The 16,471-nt window shown below is 64.8% G+C and carries 13 protein-coding genes; 7 read left to right on the top strand and 6 right to left on the bottom strand.

Annotated elements, in window-relative coordinates:
* The first annotated feature begins 1 nt into the window (after window position 1).
* Window positions 2-604, top strand: a complete 603-nt coding sequence (locus ACEN42_RS16805) for a short chain dehydrogenase (RefSeq protein WP_371882238.1) — start codon at window positions 2-4, stop codon at window positions 602-604.
* An 83-nt stretch (window positions 605-687) separates the two neighbouring features.
* Window positions 688-1,113 (top strand): GNAT family N-acetyltransferase, encoded by a 426-nt coding sequence (locus ACEN42_RS16800; RefSeq protein WP_238213283.1) that lies wholly within the window; start codon window positions 688-690, stop codon window positions 1,111-1,113.
* On the opposite strand, the gene ACEN42_RS16795 is transcribed toward ACEN42_RS16800, so the two are convergent.
* From ACEN42_RS16795 to ACEN42_RS16785, 3 genes are all read right to left on the bottom strand, one after another.
* On the bottom strand, window positions 1,110-2,048 hold the full coding sequence (locus tag ACEN42_RS16795) for an SMP-30/gluconolactonase/LRE family protein (protein WP_250484957.1): 939 nt from the start codon (window positions 2,046-2,048) through the stop codon (window positions 1,110-1,112). The genes ACEN42_RS16800 and ACEN42_RS16795 overlap by 4 nt on opposite strands.
* A 56-nt stretch (window positions 2,049-2,104) precedes the next feature.
* A complete protein-coding gene (locus ACEN42_RS16790; RefSeq protein WP_371881893.1) occupies window positions 2,105-3,679 on the bottom strand; it encodes an aldehyde dehydrogenase (NADP(+)) in 1,575 nt (524 codons plus the stop codon).
* Window positions 3,680-3,848: 169 nt separating this feature from the next.
* Window positions 3,849-5,378: an MFS transporter gene (locus ACEN42_RS16785; protein ID WP_238213279.1), complete on the bottom strand. Its 1,530-nt coding sequence runs from the start codon at window positions 5,376-5,378 to the stop codon at window positions 3,849-3,851.
* Between the two features lie 269 nt (window positions 5,379-5,647).
* Between ACEN42_RS16785 and ACEN42_RS16780 the strand changes: the two genes are divergently transcribed.
* The 3 genes from ACEN42_RS16780 (at window position 5,648) to ACEN42_RS16770 (ending at window position 8,417) form a co-directional block, all read left to right on the top strand.
* Window positions 5,648-6,121: a universal stress protein gene (locus ACEN42_RS16780; protein WP_238213278.1), complete on the top strand. Its 474-nt coding sequence runs from the start codon at window positions 5,648-5,650 to the stop codon at window positions 6,119-6,121.
* Between the two features lie 106 nt (window positions 6,122-6,227).
* Window positions 6,228-6,947, top strand: a complete 720-nt coding sequence (locus ACEN42_RS16775; protein WP_187607993.1) for a helix-turn-helix domain-containing protein — start codon at window positions 6,228-6,230, stop codon at window positions 6,945-6,947.
* Window positions 6,948-7,115: 168 nt separating this feature from the next.
* Window positions 7,116-8,417 (top strand): SUMF1/EgtB/PvdO family nonheme iron enzyme, encoded by a 1,302-nt coding sequence (locus tag ACEN42_RS16770; protein ID WP_371881892.1) that lies wholly within the window; start codon window positions 7,116-7,118, stop codon window positions 8,415-8,417.
* 77 nt (window positions 8,418-8,494) lie between these two features.
* Here the strand turns inward: ACEN42_RS16770 and ACEN42_RS16765 are convergent, their stop codons facing one another.
* Both ACEN42_RS16765 and ACEN42_RS16760 read right to left on the bottom strand, forming a co-directional pair.
* On the bottom strand, window positions 8,495-10,705 hold the full coding sequence (locus ACEN42_RS16765) for a TonB-dependent receptor (RefSeq protein WP_371881891.1): 2,211 nt from the start codon (window positions 10,703-10,705) through the stop codon (window positions 8,495-8,497).
* Between the two features lie 255 nt (window positions 10,706-10,960).
* Complete coding sequence (locus ACEN42_RS16760; RefSeq protein WP_371881890.1) at window positions 10,961-12,184, bottom strand: PepSY-associated TM helix domain-containing protein; 1,224 nt, start codon at window positions 12,182-12,184, stop codon at window positions 10,961-10,963.
* A 361-nt stretch (window positions 12,185-12,545) separates the two neighbouring features.
* Here ACEN42_RS16760 and ACEN42_RS16755 point away from each other — a divergent pair, with 361 nt between their 5' ends.
* Window positions 12,546-13,469, top strand: a complete 924-nt coding sequence (locus ACEN42_RS16755; RefSeq protein ID WP_371881889.1) for a sterol desaturase family protein — start codon at window positions 12,546-12,548, stop codon at window positions 13,467-13,469.
* 64 nt (window positions 13,470-13,533) lie between these two features.
* On the opposite strand, the gene ACEN42_RS16750 is transcribed toward ACEN42_RS16755, so the two are convergent.
* Window positions 13,534-15,111 carry an MFS transporter gene (locus ACEN42_RS16750; RefSeq protein WP_371881888.1) on the bottom strand — a complete coding sequence of 526 codons (1,578 nt, stop codon included), beginning with the start codon at window positions 15,109-15,111 and terminating at the stop codon, window positions 13,534-13,536.
* A 691-nt stretch (window positions 15,112-15,802) separates the two neighbouring features.
* Between ACEN42_RS16750 and ACEN42_RS16745 the strand changes: the two genes are divergently transcribed.
* Window positions 15,803-16,429 carry a superoxide dismutase gene (locus ACEN42_RS16745; protein ID WP_371882237.1) on the top strand — a complete coding sequence of 209 codons (627 nt, stop codon included), beginning with the start codon at window positions 15,803-15,805 and terminating at the stop codon, window positions 16,427-16,429.
* Window positions 16,430-16,471 lie beyond the last annotated feature (42 nt).

Genomic DNA, 16,471 nt, shown 5'->3' with positions numbered 1-16,471 from the left:
AATCATGAAAATCGCTGTCATCGGTGCAACCGGCACGGTCGGCCGGGCGATCGCCGCCGAACTCAAAGCCCGTCACGAAGTCTTCGAAATCGGTGCGACGCGCGGTGCGCATCGCGTCGATCTGCTCGATCTCGCCAGCATCAAACGGCTCTTCGATGAAATCGGCCGTGTCGATGCAATCGTCGCGGCAGCCGGTCACGTGCATTTCGGCCCGCTGGTGAAGATGACGCCCGAGCAGTTCCGCCTCGGTCTCAACGACAAGCTGATGGGCCAGGTCAATCTCGTGCTCACCGCGCGAGATTATGTGAACGACGGCGGCTCGTTCACGCTGACGAGCGGCATCGTCGGCGCGGCGCCGATCCGCGAAGGCGCGAGTGCGGCGGCCGTCAACGGCGCGATCGAAGGTTTCGTGCGCGGCGCGGCGATCGAACTGCCGCGCGGCCTGCGCATCAACGTCGTCAGCCCGACGATGCTCGAAGAAGCCCGCGAAAGCTTCGGTCCGTATTTCCGCGGCTTCGAGGCGGCGAGCGGCGCGCGCGTGGCGCTGGCGTACAGCCGCAGCGTCGAGGGCGCGGAGACCGGACGCATCTACAACGTGCACTGACACTGACAGGCGCGAAGTGTGCATGGAGCACGGCGCGTCGATCGCTTATGCTCGGCGCTTCATGAAGATCATGGAGCGATGCGATGCAGTGGACCCGGGACGACTATCGGCTCAGCACGGACATCGATGAATTCGACTTCGATGTCGTGCACCGCTATCTGAGCGAAGTGGCGTATTGGTCGCCGGGCATCGCGCGCGAGAAGGTCGAGCGCGCCGCGCGCCATTCGCTCGCGTTCGGTCTCTTTCGCGGCAGCGCGCAGATCGGCTATGCGCGCATGATCACCGACACCACGACCTTCGCCTATCTTGCCGATGTCTTCGTCCTGCCCGAGCATCAGGGCGCGGGCCTCGGCAAATGGATGATGCAATGCGTGATGGCGCATCCCGACCTGCAAGGGTTGCGCCGCATGATGCTAGTCACATCCGACGCGCACGGACTCTACGCGCGCCACGGATTCGCCGCGAGCAGGCATCCCGAACGCATCATGGAGAAGATCGCGAAGGCCTAGCCGCCTTTGACGCCCTGCGTGTTGACGTAAAGCGAATAGAGCCCGTGGCTCGCCGCCATGAACAGGCGATTCCGATGCCGCCCGCCGAAGCACACGTTCGCGCAGCGCTCCGGCAAATCGATATGACCGATCGCCTCGCCTTGCGCGGTGAACACGCGCACGCCGTCGAGTTCCGCGTCGCCCATGCCCCAGCCGCACCACAGGTTGCCGTGAATGTCGACGCGAAAGCCATCGGGGGTGCCGGCTTCCGCATCGATCAGAGCACGCGGCTCGCCGAGTCTGCGGCCGCCGTCGAGCACGTCGAACGCATAGATCTTGCGCGGTATCGCACGCGATTCGACCACGTACAGCACCGATTCGTCCGGCGAGAACGCGAGGCCGTTCGGGCCGATGAAGGCATCGATCATCATCGTGATTTCGCCGCTTTGGCCATCGACGCGATACACGCACGGCTTGAGTTGCGCTTCGTTTTTCTCGCCTTCGTAGAAGCCGTCGATACCGAAGGTCGGATCGGTGAACCAGATCGAGCCGTCCGACTTCACGACGACATCGTTCGGCGAATTGAACGGCTTGCCGTCGTAGCTGTCCGCGATCACGGTGATGGAGCCGTCGTATTCGGTGCGCGTCACGCGCCGCGCCAGATGCTCGCAGGTGACGAGCCGCCCTTCGCGGTCGCGCGTGTTGCCGTTCGCGTTGTTCGACGGCTTGCGAAACACGCCGACTTGACCGCTCTCCTCGTCCCATCGCAGGATGCGGTTGTTCGGGATATCGCTCCAGAGCAGATAGCGGCCGTCGCCGAACCAGACCGGCCCTTCGGACCAGCGCGCGCCCTGATAAAGACATTCCACCGACGCCGATGCGATGCGCAATGCGTTGAAACGCGGGTCCAGCACACGCACGGCGGGGTCGGGGTAACGGCGCGAGTCGCTTGTCATGTGAGCTTATCTCCTTTGATGGGTTTTCTGAAAGCGCATTCTATTCACCACACGGATCAATTCGGCCCAAGTTGCCCGTCCCGCAATCTCCAGAGCAACAGCGGATTGTCGTCCGCGAGCGCCTGCGGCAACAGCGCCGCCGGCAGATCCTGATAACACACCGGCCGCAGGAACCGCTCGATCGCCATCGCGCCGACCGACGTCGAGCGGCTGTCGGAGGTCGCCGGATAAGGCCCGCCGTGCACCATCGCGTAAGAAACCTCGACGCCCGTCGGAAAGCCGTTCGCGAGAATCCGCCCGGCCTTGCGTTCGAGCACCGGCAAGAGCCGTCGCGCGAGTTCGACGTCGTCCTTCTCCATCAGGAGCGTCGCGGTCAGCTGACCTTCGAGACTGCGCGCGACGAGAATCATCTCGTCCTCGTCGCCGCACACGACGATCACCGAAGTCGGCCCGAAAATCTCTTCCGCCAGTTTCGGCTTCGCGAGAAATTCCTCCGCGCTCACGCGATACAACGCCGGCAGCGCGCCGCTCGACGCCTCGCTCTTCTCGCCCGTTGCGATGCGCTTCGCGGCCGCATCGCGATGCTTGACGCCGTCCTGATACGCCGCCGCGATGCCCGCCGTCAGCATCGTCTGCGTGCCCTTCTTTTCGAGCGCTGTCGCGGCGTTGTCGATGAAGTCATCGAGATCCGAATCCGCGAGGCCGATCACGAGGCCCGGATTCGTGCAGAACTGGCCGACGCCCAGCGTGACCGAATCGATATACGACGCCGCCAGCGTGTCGCCGCGCGCCGCCAGCGCGCCCGGCAGCGCGAACACCGGGTTGATGCTGCTCATCTCGGCGAAAACCGGGATCGGCACGGGCCGCTTCGCCGCGATATCGACGAGCGCCAGTCCGCCGCGCCGCGAGCCGGTGAAGCCGACCGCCTGAATCGCCGGATGCGCGACGAGCGCCTCGCCGATCGCATTGCCCGCGCCGACGACGAGCGAAAACGTGCCCTCGGGCAAGCCGCTGTCCGCGACCGCCTTCTGCACCGCGCGCCCGACGAGCTCGGAGGTGCCCAGATGCGCCGGATGCGATTTCACGACGACGGGACACCCCGCCGCGAACGCCGACGCGGCATCGCCGCCCGCCACCGAAAACGCCAGCGGAAAATTGCTCGCGCCGAACACCGCGACCGGCCCGACGGGAATCTTTTGCAAACGCAGGTCGGAGCGCGGCAGCGGCTTTCTGTCCGGCTGCGCGGAATCGAGCGTGGCCGCGAGCCATCGGCCCTCGCGCACGAGCGACGCGAACAGGCGCAATTGCCCGACCGTGCGGGCGCGCTCGCCTTCGAGACGCGCCTTCGGCAGCGCGGATTCGGCCATCGCGCGCTCGATCAGCGTGTCGCCGAGCGCGATGATGTTGTCCGCGATCGCTTCGAGAAACTGCGCGCGCGTTTCGAGCGGCGCGTGACGATAGTCGTCGAAAGCGGCTTCGGCGAGCTCACACGCACGCGCGACTTCCGCCGCGCCGCCGCCGCCGAACGCGGGCTCGAGATCGGCATTGCGCGCGGGGTCGAACGCGCGGAGCGTGGCGTCGGTGCCCCGCACGGCCGATGCGCCGATCAGCATCTCTCCGGTGATCTTCATGTCAGCTCCTCATCTCTGTTGGCGGTGGGCGGCAGACGCGTCGTGCGGCCGCCCGCTAAAGCGAGTGACCCGCGGCCCGCGCAAGCGTTCCGCGCGAGGCATAGAAAACCGGTCCGTCCGGCGACGCAGAAACTATAGGCGCGACCAACCACATATCAAAGATTGCGCTTCAGGACTTCGCCACCGGCGTCGCGTGCTTTTTGAACGTGATGTGCGCGATGCGCCGCACCAGAAGCGCCGCCACGAGCGCGGCGACGGCCGTCAGCATCACGCCGATGTGGATCGACTGCACGAGCGCGTCGCGGGCGGCGTCGAGGAGCGCGGGCGCATCGAGGCCGGCTGCGTTCAATCCGGCGAGGATGCGTTCGCGCAACGCTTCGTCGACGAGAATGCGCGGATCGGCGAGGCGCGGCAGCCATTGCGCCGACGCCGACGCGCCCAGCACGCTGACCGTGCGCTCCACGACGCTCGCGTAGTGATGCGCGACGATCGTCCCGACGATGCTCGTGCCCATCATCCCGCCGACCATGCGCGTCGATTGCAGCAGCGCCGTCGTGATGCCGAAGCGCTCGCGGCCCGCGATCTCCTGCCCGAAGATGTTCATGTTGTTCAGGATGAAGCCCAGGCCGATGCCGGTCGCGGCCATCGGCAATTCGATCCACAGATGCGGCGTCGATTCACGCGCGAACGCCAGCGCGACCGACGCGAACAGCAACAGCGTGAAGCCGATCGAGAGAATGTTCACCGGCTTGCGCATATGAATGACGATGCGCGTATTGATGAAGCTGCCGAGCGCGATGCACGCGGCGATCGGCGTCGCGAGCAGACCGGCGGCCTGCGGCGAAAGGCCGAAGCCGCCTTGCAGCAGGAGCGGCGCGAAGAAGATCAGCGAGAACATTACGAAGCCCGCCAGGAACGACAGCGTGAACAGCGTGTTGAGCTGCGCGTCGCGGAAGATGTCGAGCGGGATGATCGGATGCGTCGCGCGCCGCTCGCAGATTAGGAGCGCCACGGCGCACACCGCCACGCCGGCGCCGAGCGCGATATTGGCCGTCGTGAGACCGTCCTTCGGCAACGCCTCGATCAGCGCCTGGAAGCCGCCGAGCACCAGCGCGACGAGCGCCGCGCCCGTCCAGTCGATCTTCACGTCGCCCGCGCGCGGCCGGTGCAGATTCGGCAGATGCGCCCAGATGAAGTACAGCGCCGCCGCGCCGACCGGCAGATTCACGAGAAAGGTCGAGCGCCAGCCCCAGTGCTGACTCATCCAGCCGCCGAGCGACGGCCCCGCCGCCGTGCCGATGCCATAGGCCGCCGCGAGCACCACCTGCCAGCGCACGCGGGTGCGCGGATCGGGGAACAGATCGGGAATCGACGCGAACGCGGTGCCGACCATCATCCCGCCGCCGATGCCTTGCAGCCCGCGCGCGAGCACGAGGAACAACATGCTGGGCGCGAGCCCGCACAGCACCGACGCAATCGTGAACGTGATCACCGCCGCGAGCACGAAGCGCTTGCGTCCGAAGTAGTCGCCGAGACGCCCGAACACCGGCACCGTGACGACCGACGCGAGCAGATAGGCGCTCGCGATCCACGCGTAGAACTCGAAGCCGTGCAGCTCCGCGACGATCGACGGCAGCGCGGTGCTGACCACCGTCTGATCGAGTGCGACGAGCATGTTGACGAGGCCGATGCCAAGCATCGCGTAGAGCGCGGTTCTGAACGGTAAGGCGGATGGCGTTGGAGTCACGGTCGGGCGGGCGGCTTGCGAAGTGCTAAAAAGAGATCGCGCCCACGGATTTTTAAGCAGGCGCTGATGTCGAAGAACCACGAATTGTACGGCCTGCCTTGCGCGATATCGACTTATCGCAAAAAAGCGGCGCGGCGGTGCGAGCCCCGCGCTCTATGATGCAAAGGCATGAAAGACAGCGCGTGCCGTGCGCCAATCGATCGTTCCATGGGGAAACCGTCATGTTCAAACGCATTTTCGTCGCCATCGACGGCAGCCGGACTTCCGAGCGTGCTTTCGCGGCCGCGCTCGATCTCGCCGTCACGCATCAGGCGATCGTGCAGCCGTATTACGTCGTAGAAGCCGGACCGATGTATTTCGACGTGCCCGGCTACGATCCGTCCTCGCTGCATACGAGTCTGATGGAGCAAGGCGCGTCGCTTGCGCGCGAAGCCGCCGATCAGATGAAGGCGCGCGGCGTGACCGGCGAAGTCGTGACGGTCGAGGCGACCGCAAGCGACGATGTCGCGACGCTCATCACCCAAGCGGCAAACGCCTTCAATGCCGATCTGCTCATCATGGGCACGCATGGCCGCAAAGGCTTTCAGCGCCTGATTCTCGGCAGCGTCGCGGAGCGATGTCTTCGTCAGGCGACATTGCCGGTGTTGCTGATTCCATCGGCGGCGAGCGAGCTACACGAAAAAGCAACCACATAAGGTAAAAAAGTTTGACGGATATCCCGGCCGCGTCAATTTTTCACGTAGCCGGGCTGGAGGCCTATGGGACAATCGTTTTGTCATTCATCAACAAAACGAAGCCCAAATGACCGCCTTGTCCGACACTTCCCGCGCGCGGCGCAATTCGGCGCATTGCTCGACCTGTGCGATGCGGCATCTCTGCATGCCCGAAGGCCTCTGCGCCAACGACATTGCCAAGCTGGAGAACATCATCTCCGTGACGCGCAAGGTCAGGCGCGGCGACGCGCTCTTTCGCGCCGGCGACCGCTTCGATTCCCTGTTCGCCGTGCGTTCCGGGTCGATCAAGACAGTCATCACGCACGACGGCGGCCGCGAACAGGTTACGGGATTGCTGCTCGCGGGCGACGCGCTCGGCTTCGAAGGCATCGAGGAAGGCGAGCACACGTGCGCCGCGATCGCGCTGGAAGACAGTTCGGTCTGCGTCGTGCCCTATTCGCTCTTCGAGCGCATGTGCCGCGAAACCGACGCGCTGCAACGGCGCCTGCATCGCATGATGAGCCACGCCGTGAATCGCGAGGCGAATCACGTCGTGCGGCTCGGCATGTTGCGGGCGGACGAGCGCGTCGCGCGGCTCTTGCTCGACCTGTCGTCGCGGCTGGCCAAGCGCGGGTATGCATCGTCGGAATTCACGCTGCGCATGACGCGCGACGACATGGGCAGCTATCTCGGCATGACGCTCGAAACGGTCAGCCGCACGCTGTCGCGTTTCGACAAGGCGGGCTTCATCGAGACGCACGGCAAGTTCATCCGAATTCGCGACTTCGACGCCCTGCGCGCCGTCTGACGGAACATCGCCCGGCATTATTGCGCGTGCGGAAATAATCGCCATTCATATTTCGGTTGGCACGCGGTTCGCTACGGTTTAGTCTCTTTTGTTCGGCGAAATGCGGCGCTCCGGCGCCCCTTTCGGTCGAATGCGAAGCCAACTGGCCAGCCACGGAGATTGGGCGACATGAACCGCGAACCTTCCCTGCGTCATCCGCTGCTCGAGCGCCTCGCCGAGGCGCGCCGCGTGACCGACGAACTCTTCGACGTCGTCAGGCCCGAGCACCTCTACGACAGGCCGATCGCCGAGCGCCATCGCATCGTCTTCTATGTCGGGCATCTAGAAGCCTTCGACCGCAATCTGCTCGATCAGCGGCTCTTCGACCTGCCGAGCCCGAATCCCGCCTACGACCAGCTTTTCGCGTTCGGCATCGATCCGGTGGACGGCGGATTGCCGACCGATCAGCCGTCCGACTGGCCGACGCTCGACGAAGTGCGCGCGTACCGCGACACGGTCCGCGCCGAGATCGACGCACAATTCGATCCGATCAAGATCGCCGCCGAGCCGATTTCCGCCGGCGAATCGCCGACGCAATTGCTCGAAGTCGCGATCGAACATCGGCTGATGCATGCCGAAACGCTCGCGTACATGCTGCATCAATTGCCGGTCGATAGAAAAATTGCACCATCCAACGCACGTTCGGAGCGGACCTCCGATCGCGAACTTGCGCACGAGACCGTGCGCGTGCCGGCCGGCAGCGTGACGCTCGGTCTGACGCGCGAAAGCGGCCGGTTTGGCTGGGACAACGAGTTCGGCGAAGAATGCATCGACGTGCCCGCGTTCGAGATCGACCGCCATATGGTGACCAACGGCGATTATGTGCGTTTCATCGATGCGGGCGGCTACTGGAATCGCGACTACTGGGATGCCGCCGACTGGGCGTGGAAGGAGGAGCAGCGCATCGCGCATCCGGCCTTCTGGATTCCCGCCGATACCGACGATGCGCAGGACGCATGGAAGCTGCGCACGATGTTCGATGAAATCGCGCTGCCGCCCGACTGGCCCGTCTACGTGAGCCACGCCGAAGCGAAGGCGTATGCGCGCTGGTCCGGCAAGTCGCTGCCGACAGAAGCGCAGTGGCAGCGCGCGGCGCTCGGCACGCCTCCCGTGGTCAAGGGCAATTTCGATTTCCGCCGATGGGACCCGTCGCCGGTGCAGGCGCATCCGGAGAATCGAAGCGAGTTCGGCGTCGAAGGACAATTCGGCAACGGGTGGGAATGGACATCGACCGAGTTCGGGCCGCTGCAAGGCTTCGAGCCGTTTCCGTTCTATCTCGGCTACTCGGCGAATTTCTTCGACGGCAAGCACTTCGTGATCAAAGGCGGCTCGCCGCGCACCGCCGCGTGCATGTTGCGGCCGAGTTTCCGCAACTGGTTTCAGGCGCACTATCAGTACGTTTATGCCGGCTTCCGGTGCGTGAAGAACTGAGCGGCCGATCGCCCCAAAAAGAAACGCCGCGCGTTCTCACGAACGCGCGGCGTTTTTCATCGCGTTGACGAAAACGGTCAGAAGTCCGTCGTCATCGACAGCAGCACCGTGCGCGGCGCGCCCTGCGTCAGATAACCGCCGATCGTCGATGCCCAGTACGACTTGTTCGCCACGTTGAGCACGCTCGCGCGGAACGTCGTCGGCTTGCCGAACAGCACGGTCGCGTAACGTGCGCCGAGGTCGAAGCGGTCCCATGCGGGAATCGCCAGCGTGTTCGTCACGTTCAGATACTGCGAGCCCGTGTGGATCCAGCGCGCGGTCAGCGTGAGGCCGTTCAGCACCGGCACGTCGTATTCGGCGTTGACGTTGAACATCATCGTCGGCACGCCGATCGGCTTGTTGCCGTCGGTCGAGGCCGTGCCCGTATCGTACTGCGTCGCGTGAATGTAGGTCGCGCCCGCAATCAGGCGCACGCCGTGCACCGGCTCGCCGTAGATCGACGCCTCCAGCCCGCGATGCCGCTGCGTGCCGTCCGCGACAAAAATGTTCGAGCTGTTCACGAAGGTCAGCGGCTTCTCGATCTGGAAAGCCGCGAACGACGCGCCGTACTGGCCGTTGTCATACTTCGCGCCTACTTCCCATTGCTTCGACTTCGCCGGCGGAAGCTGCAAGCCGAAGTTCGCCGCGGTGTTGGGCGCCGAATCGCCGATGGTCAGCGCCTCGCTGTGATTCGCGAAGAGCGCGACGTCCTGCATCGGCTTGACGACGAGACCGAAGACCGGCGTCGTGATCGAATCGTTGTATGCCTGCGTCTGCACGCCGGCGTAGCTGTAGCCGTTCGTCAGCAGCTCCTGGTGACGCGCGCCGATCGTGAACAGCACGCGATCGTTCAGGAAGCCGAGCGTGTCCGAGATCGACACGCTGCGCATCAGGTTGAGCGTCACCGTCTGCGGATCGGACAAGTTGCCGCCCGTCAGGACCGTCGCCGGGAAAGGCACTTGCGGCGTGTCGTAGATGCTCGTCGGGAACGAGTTGCTGAACGTGAACGCCGACTTCGAATCGACGCGCACGATCGACGCGCCCGCCGTCACGAAATGCGATACCGGCCCGGTGTTGAAGTGGCCGCGCACGCCCGCTTCGGCGGAAGTGCCGTCTTCCTTGTGCGGCACGCCGAGGCGCGTCGCGGTGGTCGTGCCGTTCGCCTGGATGCTCGGCGACGAATATTCGCCGTGCTCGTCGGTGTGGCGCGCGCCGCCCGTGATGTAGGCCGTCCAGCCAGGCAGGAAATCGTACTCGGCGCGCAGAATGCCGACCGTGTCCTCGATCGAACTGAAGCTCCACGTCTGCGCGTAGTTGTAGGTCGCCGACGGCGGCTCCGGAATGAAGCTCGCGAAGTCGTTGACGGTCGGGCGGCCGCCGTTGATGCGCTGACGCTGATACAGGAAATCGCCGTAGAGACGCAGCTTGTCGCCGCGCCAGTCGAGCGAGACGGCCGTGGTGTTATCGCGGCGATGCTCGCCATCGACGCTCGTTTCGCCGTCGTGATTCGCCTGGTTCACGCGGATGCCGAACTGCCCTTCGCTGCCGAAACGCCGGCCGATATCGATATGCGCGCCGAGCTCGCCCGACGCCGTGCCTTCCAGCGTCACGCGCGTGAGCGGCTTGTCGTCCGCGCGCTTCAGTTGCAGGTTGAGGCCGCCGCCCACCGCTGAGCCGTTCGGCGACGCGCCGTTCAGAAACGCATTCGCGCCCTTGAACAGATCGACGCGCTCGATCGCATCGGTTGCGACGAGCTGGCGCGGCGTGATGCCGTACAGGCCGTTCAGCGAGACGTCGTCGCCCTGCAACTGGAAGCCGCGGATGATGTAGGTCTCCGCGAAGTTGCCGAAAGCGTAAGCAGTCCGAACGGATGGATCGTTCGCGAGCACATCGGCGATGGTGCGCGCCTGCTGGTCTTCGATCAGCTTCGACGTGTAGGTCGTCATGCTGAACGGCACGTCGAGCATTTTCTGCTGGCCGAGCACGCCGAAATCGGCGCCGCGCGCGACCTGGCCGCCCGCGAAGGTCGGCGCGAGATCGCCCGGCAACGGCTCTTTCGACGCCTGCACCTTGACGGCCGGCAGCGCGCTGTCCTGCGGCGCGGCAGCGGCGTTGTCGTTGCCGGTGTTGGCCGATTGCGCGTGAGCCGACAGGGAAAAGACCATCGCGACGGCCGCGACGATGGCGGCGCGATGCGTCAGAGTCTTCGCAGGCGCGGCCCGCGAGATTTGAATACGAGAAACGGACATGGATTCGGAAACGACGATGTTGATCGGTCTTCCGTCCCGGGGCGCTAAAGGGAATCCGGGCGGCGTTGTTCTGAGTCGAAGACCGGTCGCGAGAGAACGCGTGACGGGCGAGACGATTTATGCGCGGATTATAGTGTAAATAATAGTCGTTATCATTCAACAAATGATGTATTTGCACGAACGCAACATTCGCCCCGTCGCGACGAATTTTGTCGAGTTTTATTCCAGATAGCGACGCGGATGTCCGCGGATTCGTCAGAAGGATAGCGAGCTTCCGCGCGCCGCGCGCGCACTCGCGACGGCCGCCGAATGACGGCGCGCGGCTCGCTTCCTGAACCAGATGATGAGGCCCGTCGCGCTGAGCATCGCGACCGCGACGCCCACCGCGCTCACGAGAATGCGCCCGCCAAGCCCGACGATCCGCCCCGAGTGCAACGGAAACTGAGCCTGCATGAAGATATCGCCAGCCGAGCCGCGGCCCGGAATCGACGAGCCCGCGAGCGCGCCCGTCTGCGCGTTGTAGTAGAGCCAGGCGTTGCCGAGACCCACATCGCCGTGATCGCGGCCGGGCGCGAAGAAGCCGACGCCGTAGGCCTTGAACATCGGCGCGTAGTAGAGCGCGCCCATCGGCTCGGTGAGGTTTTCGCGCTTCGCGTCGCGCGCGGCCATCGCCAGAATCTGTTCGCGCGTGGCGGGCGCCTTGCCCGGCGGACCGGCGCGCACGAGTTCCGCGTTGTCGAGAAACGATGGCGAGAGCTTCGAGAACATCGAAACGACCGGGCGCATCACGGGCTCGGCGAGGTTCATCGAAATCGATGTGAGCGCCATCACGAGCAGCAAGCCCCAGATCCACACGCCGCCGGAGCGATGCAGATCGAACGTGAGCGCATAGCCGCCGCGCTTCACGCGAAACGCGAAGGACTTACGCCATGCCTTCACGCTCGGGAACGACAGGATCAGCGCGATACCGCTGTCGAAGAACCACAGGATCCCGACGATGCCGATCAGCCATGTGCCGATATCGAAACCCCCGACGATCGGCAGATGCAGTGTGTAGTGCAGCTTGTAGAGGAACGGCATCAGGTCGATGCGCGCGAGCGACAACGCGCCCCACATGCGCTGCGCCTGCACCTGGCCGGTCGCCGGATCGACCGCGATCTGGTTGTACGCCACGTCGTACGGCGCGTTGGTCGCCGGGTTCGTGCGCGGCATCACCATCATCTGCGCGGTGTGCCCCGGCTCGAAACCGAGCGGCATATACGTCACTTCGACGCGCGGATCCGAGGCCTCGACGCGTCGCGCGAGTTCGAGCGGCGGCAGCGCGGGACCGTCGGTGCGGGCGTGGAAGAAGGCCGGATTGAGGAGCGCATCGATTTCGTGATCCCACGCGATGATCGCGCCGGTGAGACCCGAGACGAACAGAAAGAGCGCGGTCGCGACGCCGAGCCAGCGATGCAGGCGAACCAGAATCGGTCTCATGCCCGCGAATACTCGGAGCGGCGTTCGGGCGCGACGGCAATCATTTCTTATGATGCGATGTAAATAGGAATTGTTCGCAATTATATCGATGCTCGATTGTGCGCACAAGGTTCTCGTAAGCTGCTTACGACGGCAAGCGCTCACGATGCGACGCTCAATAGCCGTGCGCAGACACAGGCATGGCTCAAGTTGGCCGGCTAGCCGACATCCCCTGAAACAACTCGCACAAAACCCCCGCCCCTTACGCCACAAGGCTTTGCGGGCGGTCCATGACATTCCATGAAATAGTTTGTGCGTGGTTTTTAACCGGGCCGATCGCCACAATGGGTTCATTCGCAACCACCCACCAAGGCGAACCATCATGGAACTGGAACTGCTCGGGAAAATCTCGCTGTACGCGATGGGCATCGTTCTCACCGCGTCGCTGATCGAAGCCATCGTCCTGCACTTCAAGCACAAGGGCACCGACCGTGCCTTCGACTGGCACGAGACCTGGATCTCGCTCGCCGACCTCATCGGCCGCAAGCTGCTCACGTTCGTGCCGATCTCGCTCGCGACGCCTGTTTTCAACTTCGCGTGGGAGCATCGCATCCACACGGTCACGACGAACACCGCGCTCACGCTCTTCCTGCTCTTCATCGGACAGGAGTTCTGCTACTACTGGTATCACCGCGCGTCGCACACGATCCGCTTCTTCTGGGCGAATCACGCGGTCCATCACTCGCCGAACCAGCTGACGCTGTCGTCCGCGTTTCGTCTCGGCTGGCTGACCAAGATCGCCGGATCGGCCATCTTCTTCACTCCGCTCGTGTGGTTCGGCGTGAAGCCTGATGTGGTGCTCGCGGTCGTGTCGATCAACCTGCTCTATCAGTTCTGGCTGCACGCAACGTGGATTCCGAAGCTCGGCTGGCTCGAATATGTGTTCAACACGCCGTCGGCGCATCGTGTGCACCATGCATCGAACGCGGCCTATCTCGATGCGAACTTCGGCGGCGTGCTGGTCATCTTCGATCGCCTGTTCGGCACCTACGTCGAAGAGCGCGCCGATGAGCCCTGTGTCTACGGTCTGACGACGCCGGTGACCTCGCATAACCCGATCGTCGTCGAAATGCAGCACTGGGTCAGTCTCGGGAAGGACATGTTCAACGCGAAGAGCGTGTCGGATGCGATCAGCTTCCTGCTGCGTCCTCCGGGCTGGCTGCCGGACGGCGAAGGTCAGACGACCGAAGCATTGCAAAAGCGCGCCAAGTCGATCGAACAACAACCGGCCCACGTCGGCCACTAAAAAGCGCAGCGAAAGACGTAGCTTCGAATCCCGATGACTGGCTCACGCCGGCATCGGGATTTTTTTATTTCTTGCGACGGATGGTCGCCGCCGCGATGCCCGCCGCAGCAAGGGCGCACGCGGCGGACAACGCGGCGACCGCGCGCAGGGCATCGGCAATCGAATCGGCTTGTGCGCGGGCGAGCGGCGTCGATGGCGCGATGGCGGTTGCATCGGCATCGAGCACGCGCATGCTCTGATGCGGCAAGTGCAATCGATCGAGCCGCGCCGACAACGCCGCGTCGTGCGACCACACGAACACGATGCCCAGCACCGCGATCGCCAGCAGGCTCGCCACGCGCGCGACCGCGTTGTTGATGCCGGACGCGATGCCCGCGCGATCGCTTCCCACCGATGCCATCACGGTCGTCGTCAGCGGCGCGACGGTGATCGTCATGCCGAGCCCGAGCACGACGAGCGCGGGCAGAAAGCCCGCCCAATAGCTGCCCGCGACGAACGGCAGCGCGAGCATCGCAAAGCCGAGACCGGCGACGCACGGCCCGACGATCAGCAACGCGCGCGCGCCGAAGCGGCTCGTCAAACCGCCCGTGAAACGCGACAGCAAGCCGATGATGAGCGGCATCGGCAGCACCGCCGCGCCCGCTTCGGTCGCGCTGAAACCATACGCGCGTATCAACGTGAACGGCAGGAAGAACAGCACGCCGCCGAGCCCGAAGTACAGCAGCAACGTGACGAGATTGGCGCCGCTGAAATCGCGCGAGCGGAAGATATCGAGCGGGACCATCGGATCGCGGGATTTCGCTTCGATCGCGACGAATGCGGCGAGCAGCGCCACGCCCGTGACGATCATGCCGAGCACGAGCGGATCGGCGAAACCGCGCGACGGCGCTTCGGTGAGACCGTAGGTCAGCGCCGCGAGTCCCGACGCCGCGCTCGCGGCGCCCGCCCAGTCGAGCGTCTGCGGCGCATCGGCGTTGTGGCTGTCGGGTACGGACGCGACCGCCAGCGCGATCGTCGCGGCCGCGAGCGGCAGATTGAGGAAGAAGATCGCGCGCCAGGAAAATGCATCGACGAGCCAGCCGCCCGCCGCCGGCCCGACCGACGACGTGATCGCGCCGACACCCGCCCACGTGCCGATCGCGCGTCCGCGTTCCTCGCCCTCGAACACCGCGCCGATGATCGCGAGGCTGCCCGGCACGAGCAGCGCCGCGCCGACGCCCTGCCACGCGCGCGCCGCGATCAGCCAGCTCGTACTCGGCGCGAAGCCGCACGCCGCCGACGCCACCGTGAACAGCGCGATGCCCGCGATGAACACCTTGCGCCGTCCGAGCTTGTCTCCCATCGAACCGCCGACCAGCACGAGCGCGCCGAGAAACAGCAGATACGCGTCGACGACCCATTGCATCGCCGCGATGCTCGCGCCGAGTTCGCTCTGGATCGACGGCAGCGCGACATTGACCACCGAGCCGTCGATGAACGCCATGCTCGAACCGAGGATCGTCGCCGCCAGGGCGAGGCGCTTGCGCCGGCACGGCTCGGCGACGCCGACGGGCTGGGCGCGGATGACGAGTTCGTCGCAGGGACTCGCCTGCGCGGCGACGGCGTGCGCGCGTTGCTGGCTATCGAGATGTCGGCTGGCCAATGTCGCTTCCCTCTCTCATCGACGAAATGCCTAAGTAGAGGCCAATCACGTCCGCATGTCCACGCCGACGACGTGGTTGGCAAGCTCAAATGATAATGGTTATCATTAATCAACCCGAGTACGCAGGCATCCGGTCGACGCAAAGGGCGAAGGAACAGGAGCCCTCGCCATGCATCAGCAGATTGCGGATTTTGCCGCGGACAAGCCGGTTTCGGACACGCCGAGCCTGTCGTTATGGGAAGCCGCGATGCGGCAAGCCGTAAAAGCCGAGCGTGACGGGCAAACCGCGCCGGCGCTCGGCAATTACGAAAGGGCGCTCGCGATCGCGCAATGCCTGATCGACGCGCCGCCCGCCGGACGCGCCGACGATTGTCTCGCCGCGCTCGTCGTCTCGCATCTCAATCTCGCCGATCTTCGCGTCGCTCAAGGCGACCCGAACGCGGCCGCCCCGGTTCTCTGCCGCGCACATCAAGCGTTGATCGCGCTGTCTCTCGACGCCGCGCGGCCCGCGTCGCTGCGGCAGGCCGCGTTGCGCCACAGCCGCGAAACGTATGTCGCGCTGATCCGCCACATCGCGCGGCACGGGCGCATCCGCTCATTACCCGCGCAATCGCCGATGCCGACGCCGCGCTTCATGGCGCGAGCCCGGCGCGGCACTGATCCCGTCCACCGATCCGAAAGGAGAATCACGATGCCTTATACCCTGCCTCCCCTGCCCTACGCCTTCGACGCGCTGGAGCCGCACATCGATGCGCGCACGATGGAAGTTCATCACACGAAGCATCATCAGACTTACGTGAACAATCTGAATGCGGCGCTGGAGAAATCGGATCATCGGGATGTGGCCGTCGAGACGCTCATCGCGCAGATCGACGCGCTGCCCGAAGCGCTCCGCCTGCCAGTGCGCAACAACGGCGGCGGCCACGCGAACCACAGCCTCTTCTGGACGATCATGTCGCCCGACGGCGGCGGCAAGCCGGAAGGCGAACTGGCCGATGCGATCGACAAGGACCTCGGCGGCTTCGACGCCTTCAAGGAAGCCTTCACCAAAGCCGCGCTCACGCGCTTCGGCAGCGGCTGGGCGTGGCTCAACGTCGACAGGCAGGGCAAGCTCGCGATCGAAAGCACCGGCAATCAGGACAGTCCGCTGATGAAAGGCATCGCGTCGGGCAATACGCCGATTCTCGGCCTCGATGTCTGGGAACACGCGTACTACCTGAAGTACGAGAACCGCAGGCCGGAGTACATCGCGGCGTTCTACAACGTGATCGACTGGCCGGAAGTGTCGCGACGCTATGCCGAGGCGCGCGGCGAATAGGCGATAGGTTCATCGGCGGCGGCTGAAGTCACGCGCACTTCG

This window comes from Caballeronia sp. S22 (assembly GCF_964261745.1).
Lineage (GTDB): Bacteria > Pseudomonadota > Gammaproteobacteria > Burkholderiales > Burkholderiaceae > Caballeronia > Caballeronia jiangsuensis.
Note: the sequence above shows the minus strand (reverse complement) of the source record. Positions and strands in the feature narration are given on the sequence as shown.

Bases quoted from the DNA above. Each gene is read 5' to 3' on its own strand.
- ACEN42_RS16765 (WP_371881891.1), bottom strand. From the start codon at position 10,705: ATGTCCGTTTCTCGTATTCAAATCTCGCGGGCCGCGCCTGCGAAGACT.
- ACEN42_RS16755 (WP_371881889.1), top strand. From the start codon at position 12,546: ATGGAACTGGAACTGCTCGGGAAAATCTCGCTGTACGCGATGGGCATC.
- ACEN42_RS16760 (WP_371881890.1), bottom strand. From the start codon at position 12,184: ATGAGACCGATTCTGGTTCGCCTGCATCGCTGGCTCGGCGTCGCGACC.
- ACEN42_RS16770 (WP_371881892.1), top strand. From the start codon at position 7,116: ATGAACCGCGAACCTTCCCTGCGTCATCCGCTGCTCGAGCGCCTCGCC.
- ACEN42_RS16745 (WP_371882237.1), top strand. From the start codon at position 15,803: ATGCCTTATACCCTGCCTCCCCTGCCCTACGCCTTCGACGCGCTGGAG.
- ACEN42_RS16790 (WP_371881893.1), bottom strand. From the start codon at position 3,679: ATGAAGATCACCGGAGAGATGCTGATCGGCGCATCGGCCGTGCGGGGC.
- ACEN42_RS16795 (WP_250484957.1), bottom strand. From the start codon at position 2,048: ATGACAAGCGACTCGCGCCGTTACCCCGACCCCGCCGTGCGTGTGCTG.
- ACEN42_RS16775 (WP_187607993.1), top strand. From the start codon at position 6,228: ATGACCGCCTTGTCCGACACTTCCCGCGCGCGGCGCAATTCGGCGCAT.
- ACEN42_RS16780 (WP_238213278.1), top strand. From the start codon at position 5,648: ATGTTCAAACGCATTTTCGTCGCCATCGACGGCAGCCGGACTTCCGAG.
- ACEN42_RS16800 (WP_238213283.1), top strand. From the start codon at position 688: ATGCAGTGGACCCGGGACGACTATCGGCTCAGCACGGACATCGATGAA.
- ACEN42_RS16785 (WP_238213279.1), bottom strand. From the start codon at position 5,378: ATGCTTGGCATCGGCCTCGTCAACATGCTCGTCGCACTCGATCAGACG.